Below are 6,105 nucleotides of genomic sequence, written 5' to 3'. Positions count from 1 at the left end.
ATGGGTGCTGACTGGAGGGTTCGCAACCCTTGGCAGCCGCAGGCACAAGATGGCGTGTCGGCGCTGGAAGCGCCGCCGGGCTTTCGGGCTGCGCCCCGTGCCGGCTACGCCGTCACGGCCAATCGGCTTCAATCCCTCACGCCTTCGCGCCTGCGGCGCTGCGCGCTTCGCTTGCGGAGATCCGGCACTACGCGCCGACGCGCTACGGCGTATCCGACTCCTTCAGCACGGCCTCAAGCTCCTGGCGCACGCGCGCCAGCAGCTCGTCGGCCTGGTGCGCGCTGTCGCCGACGTAGGCCAGCGTCAGCAGCGTGAGCGGATGCACGTCCATGACCTCGCACAGCTCGGCCAGCTTGTGGATGGTCGGGCTTTTCAGGTCGCGTTCCAGCGAACTCATGTAGGTGCGGCTGGACACGTCAGAGAACGCTTCCTGGCTCAAGCCACGCGCTTTCCTGACCGTCCGTATCGCCGCTGCCAATGAGTTCTTCGCTGCCACCTATGGTTTCCCCCCAAAAACCAAGATGACAGCCCATTGCGCTCTATAGGGCTACAATCTATAGTGTTCATTTTGTGCTACTGCTTTCCTCTTTCGTGCCTTTACGGAAATCCGTATCTGCGGATTTCTTCAAACCCAGGGAACCGCATCCGTGTCTTTCCTGACTTCCGGCAATGCGCTTTCGTGCCTCTACGCTTCTATGGATTCGTGCGCAAGCACAGAGGCGCTTCGGCGGTTCCGTGCATTCGTGGAAGGCACGCGGCCGTGATCCCGCTTGCGACCGAGGAAGAACGGACGCGGCTGCTGGCCCACGGCCAAGCCCGCGCCGCCGGGCAGGATATCGACCCGTTGCCGGCCGTGCGGCTGTTCACCCCGGACGCGCATGCAACATGGCTGCTGGCCTCGCTCGATCCTGCCGATGGCGATACGGCCTACGGCCTGATCGACTTGGGGATCGGAATGCCCGCTCTGGGCACGGTGAGGCTGTCCGATCTCGCGTCCATCGTCGGCCCGCGTCAGCGGCCGGTGATGCGCGATCGCTACTTTCAGCCGACGCGGAGGCTGTCGGAGTATGTCCGGCTGGCGCAGGAAGACGGTTCGATCCCGGACTGATACCGGCCAGCGCAGCAGGGCCAAACGGGACGCATTGTGACTATTTCAGTCTTGTTCAAGACCGGACAAGTCTGAATCCGCACGCTTGCGCCGAAGCGGTGCGATCCAGATGCAAACAGTCATGATGCCGGGCGCTGGATGCGGCACGTTGCTCAATGCTGCGCACCATTTTTACGGCGGCGCAGCCGTCGCATTCAGACGATTTCAGCAATGCTCCGGAGCGAATCTGTCTTGACACCAGCAGTTACAGCTTACCTTGATTCGATGACGACTTGATGGCGTTTCGATAGCTCCCGCACGGCGGAATCCGTAGCGACGTTCCTGCTGATCGACAGGAGGTTGCGTTATGGCTGATCTGAACGCCGAGCATTGGTATCCAACCGCCGCGTATCTCTACACGCTGCACCTCGACGGCCCCGCGCTGGCCTGGGAATACCTGCGTAGAAACCCCGATTACCGGCTCGACTGGTTGCGCCGTCGCCGCCGACCGGATACGGCGCATCGATGGGGCTTGCGCCTGCTGGAAGACCCGGCCCTGGATGCGCGCGATGCGCATCCAGCCTGGTTCCCCGATCACGATGGCGTGATCCAGCTCTATCCAGACGACGACCCGCCGCCGGATGCCGACGCCTTCGAGTTCTGGCGCGTGCCTGGCCGCAAGCAACTGATCCACGACGGCAAGCGCCTGGTGCTGGTGTCGCACTGGCCGGGTTGCTGCGTGCGGCTGGCACTCGCGCCCGGCCTGGAAGACGGCATGGCCTACCTCTACGCCACCCGCGCCTGCGCCACGCCCTGCACGCGCTATCGCACGCTCGCGGCCGAACTGGATGCGCTGTCCGCCGCGACCGTGGCCACGCCTGCGGCGGCGGCTCGATCCCGGCCCACGCCCGCCGCGGTGCTGGAACTGCACACCTTGCAGGCGCTCGACGCGACCCTCTCGGGCGCGTCCTTGCGCGAGGTGGCCGAAGGGCTGTTCGGCGCGGATGCCGTCGCAGCCGACTGGCACAAAGACAGCGCCTTGCGTGCTCGCGTGCGGCGGCTGGTGCGCCGTGGCGATGCGCTGATGCGCGGCGGCTACCGCCGCCTGGCACAGCTTCCGCCACCGTTGCACTAGGGGGGACGTTTCGCGTCCCTTGAAGAACGTCCCTTAGCAAGAAGCCTTGCTTTCTTGAAAGTGCCTCTATCCGGCCGCGTGGTGTGGCCGGGCTTGATGGAGGTACATCCCATGCGACCCGCTCCCTTGCGGCCTGCCGCCGCTGCTGTCGCTGCGCCCGCGCAGCCCCAACGCTACCTGACCAACGACGAAGCCGCCGAATACCTGCGGCTGTCGCCGCGCACGCTGGAGAAACAGCGCGTGATCGGCGGAGGGCCGAAGTTCCGCAAGTTCGGCCGCCGCGTCATGTACGCGGTAAGCGACCTCGATGCCTGGGCCGACCAGCGCAGCTACGAGGCGACTTCCGACCCGGAATATGCCCAACGCCACGCGGGTGACTACCGTGATGGCCGCTGAACGCCGGTGCGTGGGTGGCCTTTGCCATGTCCAGCCCGCCAGGGCAAGCCTTGCAGCAGCGCGAACAGCTCGACCTGTTCCGGGCGCTGCCGGGCGACATGGCACCACGCGACAGCCAGGACTTGATGGCCTTTCCGTTCTTCTCGCTGGCGAAGTCGCGGCGCACCGCGCCGATCGACTTTCGCGCAGGCGGCATCACCATCCGCGTGGAGGGCACGCAGGAGCACGGCATCGCAACGATATGGGATGCCGACGTGCTGATATGGGCCGCTTCGCAGATCGCGGAGGCGCGCGACGCGGGCATCCGCCCGTCGCGCTGGATACGCGCCACGCCCTACGAAATCCTGCGCTTCATCGGGCGCGGCACATCGCTCAACGACTACCAGCGCCTGAAAGCCGCGCTGGATCGCTTGCAATCGACCACGGTGGCCACGTCCATCCGCGAAACCACGGGAAGGCGCTTGCATCGCTTCTCGTGGATCAACGAGTGGAAGGAACTGGCCGACGCCAGCGGCGTGCCGCTGGGCATCGAGCTGATCTTGCCCGATTGGTTCTATGCGGGCGTGCTCGATGCCGCCTTGGTGCTGACCATCGACCCGGCCTATTTCCGCTTGAAGGGCGGCATCGAACGCTGGCTGTATCGCCTGGTGCGCAAGCACGGCGGACGGCAGGAACACGGCTGGCAATTCGATTTCCGGCACCTCTACCGCAAATCGGGCAGCGCGGCGCGCTTCTCCGATTTTGCCTACGACTTGCGCGCCCTGGTGGCGCGGCAGTCGCTGCCCGGCTACGTCCTGGACATCGAGCGGATGCCGGACGATGGAACGGAACTGCTGACCTTCCGGCCAGTGCTGCATACGGCACGGGGATAACTCGGGGAAAACTTGTGGACGGCCTCGTGCTATCAGGAGTACCGGGTATCGTGCTATCAGGAGTACGCCTATCGTGCTATCAGGAGTACGAAAACGCCGTAAAGCCAATAACGGCGCGGGTTTGCGCCCCCTCTAACTTACCTAACAAGAAATACATAACTTTTAGTAGAAGCGCGCCGTTTCGGTGGAAAACCACCCAGCGGCACGGCCAGGCCGGCTTTCCGGCAGGGAGGGCCGCGCCATGATCGTCGCGCTTCTCAATCAGAAAGGCGGCGTAGGCAAGACCACGCTCGCCACGCACATCGCCGGCGAGCTGGCGATGCGCGGCCAGCACGTCGTGCTGCTGGATGCCGACCCGCAGGGTTCCTCACTGGACTGGACGCAGCGCAGAAGCCAGCAAGGCTTGCCACGGCTGTTCAGCGCCGTGGGCCTCGCACGCGAAACGCTGCACCAAGAGGCACCAGAACTCGCCAGGCGAGCAGATCACGTCGTCATCGACGGCCCGCCGCGCATCGCCGCCTTGGCGCGCTCCGCGCTGCTGGCGGCCGAGCGCGTGCTGATCCCGGTGCAGCCGAGTCCCTACGACCTGTGGGCCAGCGCCGAGATGGTGGCGCTGATCCGCGAGGCGCAGGTGTTCCGGCCTGCGCTGCGCGCGGCCTTCATCATCAATCGGCGTGTCAGTACCACCGTGATCGGGCGCGAAGCGCGCCAGGCGCTTGCCGACCAGCCGCTTCCTGCGCTGCGCGCGGAAGTGCATCAGCGCGTCGTGTTCGCCGACAGCGTGGCCGCTGGTCGGCTTGCACGCGAGACGGCGCCGGACAGCGCGGCCGCGCGTGAAATCACCGCGCTGGTCGATGAACTGCTGCGGTGGCCGTCATGACAGCGAAGCCGCCACCACGCGCCAAGCGTGTCGGCATCGGCGCGCGTCCGCCCGCGAATCCACACGCCGAGGCGTGGATTCGCCAAGGTGATGCCGATGCGCTGGGCAAGGGCGACCTCTACACGGCTCGCCTCACTCTCGACATCACGCCCGCCATGCGGGCGCGCATCAAGGTGTCGGCCTTCACGCAAGGCGTGACCGTGGCCGACCTGCTGCGCGGCCTGCTGGAGCGCGAGTTTCCAGAGAGCCGCAGGGAGAGCACCCCATGAACATATCCGCTTCGCCGGCCGCTGGCGCGGCCACGGCTGCGCTCACAGCACCTACCGGCCAGCCAGCCAGCGCGCCGCTGACGCGCGTGGCGCTGGCCTACATCGACCAGCATTTCGACCTCTATCTGCGCTTCGGTGAGCCTGCGCGCATCGTCCGGCTCGACCGCTGGCGGCGCAGCGCCGTGTTCCTGCCGAACGCGGTTCTGTGCCGTGTCCGTTGGCAAGCCAACGACTACGGCACGATCCGCTGGCAGCTCATGGTGATGCAGGCTTGCACGCCGCTGGACGCGGCGCAGCGCATCCCCGGCGTGCGGCCGGGCGCGCGCCTGCTGCTGCACGCCGAAGGCGAGAACCAGGTGCGCGCCGTGCTGGAACGCATCGACGCCATCGAGGCGCTGGGCATCGCGCCCGTCGCCGTCTCGCCCGCGTACTGGCGCACGCTCGCCAACCGGCTCGCCGCGCGCCTGCCGCTGCCCGAATACACCGCCGAGCGGCACGCCGCCTGGCTGACCGGGAGGGCACAGCCATGACCACCGTTTCTACTGTCGCCGCCGCGCCGCGTCCTCGCTCGCCCCGCGCACGTTTGCGCGCTCGCCTCGTACTGGCGAGCCTGTCCGCCTGCAGCCTCGCTGCGCTGGCCTGGGCGTCCTTCGTGCAGCCGCTGCCGCGCCTGATCTACAACCCGTCAGATAGCGTGGCGGTTGGCTGGTATCGCGTCGATCCGTTCGACCCACGCGCCGCCTCGCTGCCACGTCCGCCGTCCGTAGACAGCATCGTGCTGGTGCCGCTGCCCGCCAGGGCCGCCGCGCTGGCTGCGCAGCGCGGCTACCTGCCGACGCGCGTTCAGCTGCTCAAACGTGTGGGCGCGGTCGCGCCGCAACACGTTTGCATCGTCGCCGGTCAGGTACGCATCGACGGCGTGCCGGTGGCCGCCGCGTTGCCTGCCGACCGGCTGGGCCGGCCGCTGCCGTCCTTGCAGCTTTGCCGACGCCTCGACCCGGGCGAGCTGCTCCTGTTGAGCGTGACGAATCCGGCATCGTTCGACAGCCGGTATTTCGGGCCGGTCAGCGCATCCGCCGTGATCGGCGTCGCGCATCCGGTCTGGCTGGAGGCTCGCCCATGATGGCCGCCGACTCGCTGTACGTTGCCGTGCATCTTGTCGTGCCATCGGGCATGCCGATCCAGTGGCTTTCCGCGTGTCGTCGCGCGTGCAGTGCGAGCGCATCCGCGCTGCACTTCGCGCTGCCTTCCCATGTGCAGGCGTCTTGCCTCGAACGCGCCCGGCCTGCGGCCGTGTCCGCGTTCGCCGGTGCGCTGGCTGCTTACGCAGCAGCGCCGCCGGGCCGCCGCTGCCCGGAGCGCCAGCGAGGGGCAAAGGCGGAAGGCAAGATTGAAGGGCGCGGCACCACGGCGCGCGCAAAGCCAGTCTGCACGTGGGTTGGGGGCGGCACTCGCCACAAGGTGGC

Annotated in this window: 10 protein-coding genes; 9 read left to right on the top strand and 1 reads right to left on the bottom strand. The window is 67.2% G+C overall.

The genetic code is table 11. The annotated features are described in order from the left end of the window. Nucleotides 1-202 precede the first annotated feature (202 nt). Entirely contained in the window at nt 203-496 is a 294-nt protein-coding gene (locus E2583_RS23980) for a helix-turn-helix transcriptional regulator (RefSeq protein ID WP_023110657.1), read from the bottom strand. 264 nt (nt 497-760) lie between these two features. On the opposite strand from E2583_RS23980, the gene E2583_RS23975 reads away from it, so the two are divergent. From E2583_RS23975 to E2583_RS23935, 9 genes are all read left to right on the top strand, one after another. Beyond that, nucleotides 761-1,108, top strand: coding sequence for a DUF2958 domain-containing protein (locus E2583_RS23975; protein ID WP_014703529.1), 348 nt, complete (start codon nt 761-763; stop codon nt 1,106-1,108). A 346-nt stretch (nt 1,109-1,454) separates the two neighbouring features. Then, entirely contained in the window at nt 1,455-2,222 is a 768-nt protein-coding gene (locus tag E2583_RS23970; protein WP_014703532.1) for a DUF2285 domain-containing protein, read from the top strand. Nucleotides 2,223-2,333: 111 nt separating this feature from the next. Beyond that, entirely contained in the window at nt 2,334-2,618 is a 285-nt protein-coding gene (locus E2583_RS23965; protein WP_014703533.1) for a helix-turn-helix domain-containing protein, read from the top strand. A 26-nt stretch (nt 2,619-2,644) separates the two neighbouring features. Further along, the gene (locus tag E2583_RS23960; RefSeq protein ID WP_014703534.1) at nt 2,645-3,490 is read left to right on the top strand and encodes a replication initiator protein A; all 846 of its coding nucleotides are present in this window, start codon (nt 2,645-2,647) and stop codon (nt 3,488-3,490) included. A 241-nt stretch (nt 3,491-3,731) separates the two neighbouring features. Then, the gene (gene parA / locus E2583_RS23955; RefSeq protein ID WP_014703536.1) at nt 3,732-4,370 is read left to right on the top strand and encodes a ParA family partition ATPase; all 639 of its coding nucleotides are present in this window, start codon (nt 3,732-3,734) and stop codon (nt 4,368-4,370) included. Beyond that, nucleotides 4,367-4,639: a hypothetical protein gene (locus E2583_RS23950; RefSeq protein ID WP_014703537.1), complete on the top strand. Its 273-nt coding sequence runs from the start codon at nt 4,367-4,369 to the stop codon at nt 4,637-4,639. Before parA ends, E2583_RS23950 begins: the two co-directional genes overlap by 4 nt. Beyond that, entirely contained in the window at nt 4,636-5,169 is a 534-nt protein-coding gene (locus E2583_RS23945) for a DUF2840 domain-containing protein (RefSeq protein ID WP_014703538.1), read from the top strand. Before E2583_RS23950 ends, E2583_RS23945 begins: the two co-directional genes overlap by 4 nt. Then, nucleotides 5,166-5,762 (top strand): S26 family signal peptidase, encoded by a 597-nt coding sequence (locus E2583_RS23940; protein WP_014703539.1) that lies wholly within the window; start codon nt 5,166-5,168, stop codon nt 5,760-5,762. The genes E2583_RS23945 and E2583_RS23940 overlap by 4 nt, the downstream gene beginning before the upstream one ends. Beyond that, nucleotides 5,759-6,105: hypothetical protein (locus E2583_RS23935; RefSeq protein WP_291599359.1), on the top strand; the 347-nt coding region annotated here is incomplete at its 3' end. The genes E2583_RS23940 and E2583_RS23935, both read left to right, overlap by 4 nt.

This window comes from Comamonas sp. (assembly GCF_009360615.1).
In the GTDB taxonomy this organism is placed as follows: Bacteria; Pseudomonadota; Gammaproteobacteria; order Burkholderiales; family Burkholderiaceae_C; genus Comamonas.
The sequence above is the reverse complement of the archived record's forward strand: the minus strand, read 5'-3'. Positions and strand labels throughout refer to the sequence as shown.

Excerpts from the sequence above, each read along its gene's own strand:
- E2583_RS23970 (WP_014703532.1), top strand. The coding sequence starts at position 1,455 with ATGGCTGATCTGAACGCCGAGCATTGGTATCCAACCGCCGCGTATCTC.
- E2583_RS23965 (WP_014703533.1), top strand. The coding sequence starts at position 2,334 with ATGCGACCCGCTCCCTTGCGGCCTGCCGCCGCTGCTGTCGCTGCGCCC.
- E2583_RS23960 (WP_014703534.1), top strand. The coding sequence starts at position 2,645 with ATGTCCAGCCCGCCAGGGCAAGCCTTGCAGCAGCGCGAACAGCTCGAC.
- parA (WP_014703536.1), top strand. The coding sequence starts at position 3,732 with ATGATCGTCGCGCTTCTCAATCAGAAAGGCGGCGTAGGCAAGACCACG.
- E2583_RS23950 (WP_014703537.1), top strand. The coding sequence starts at position 4,367 with ATGACAGCGAAGCCGCCACCACGCGCCAAGCGTGTCGGCATCGGCGCG.
- E2583_RS23945 (WP_014703538.1), top strand. The coding sequence starts at position 4,636 with ATGAACATATCCGCTTCGCCGGCCGCTGGCGCGGCCACGGCTGCGCTC.
- E2583_RS23940 (WP_014703539.1), top strand. The coding sequence starts at position 5,166 with ATGACCACCGTTTCTACTGTCGCCGCCGCGCCGCGTCCTCGCTCGCCC.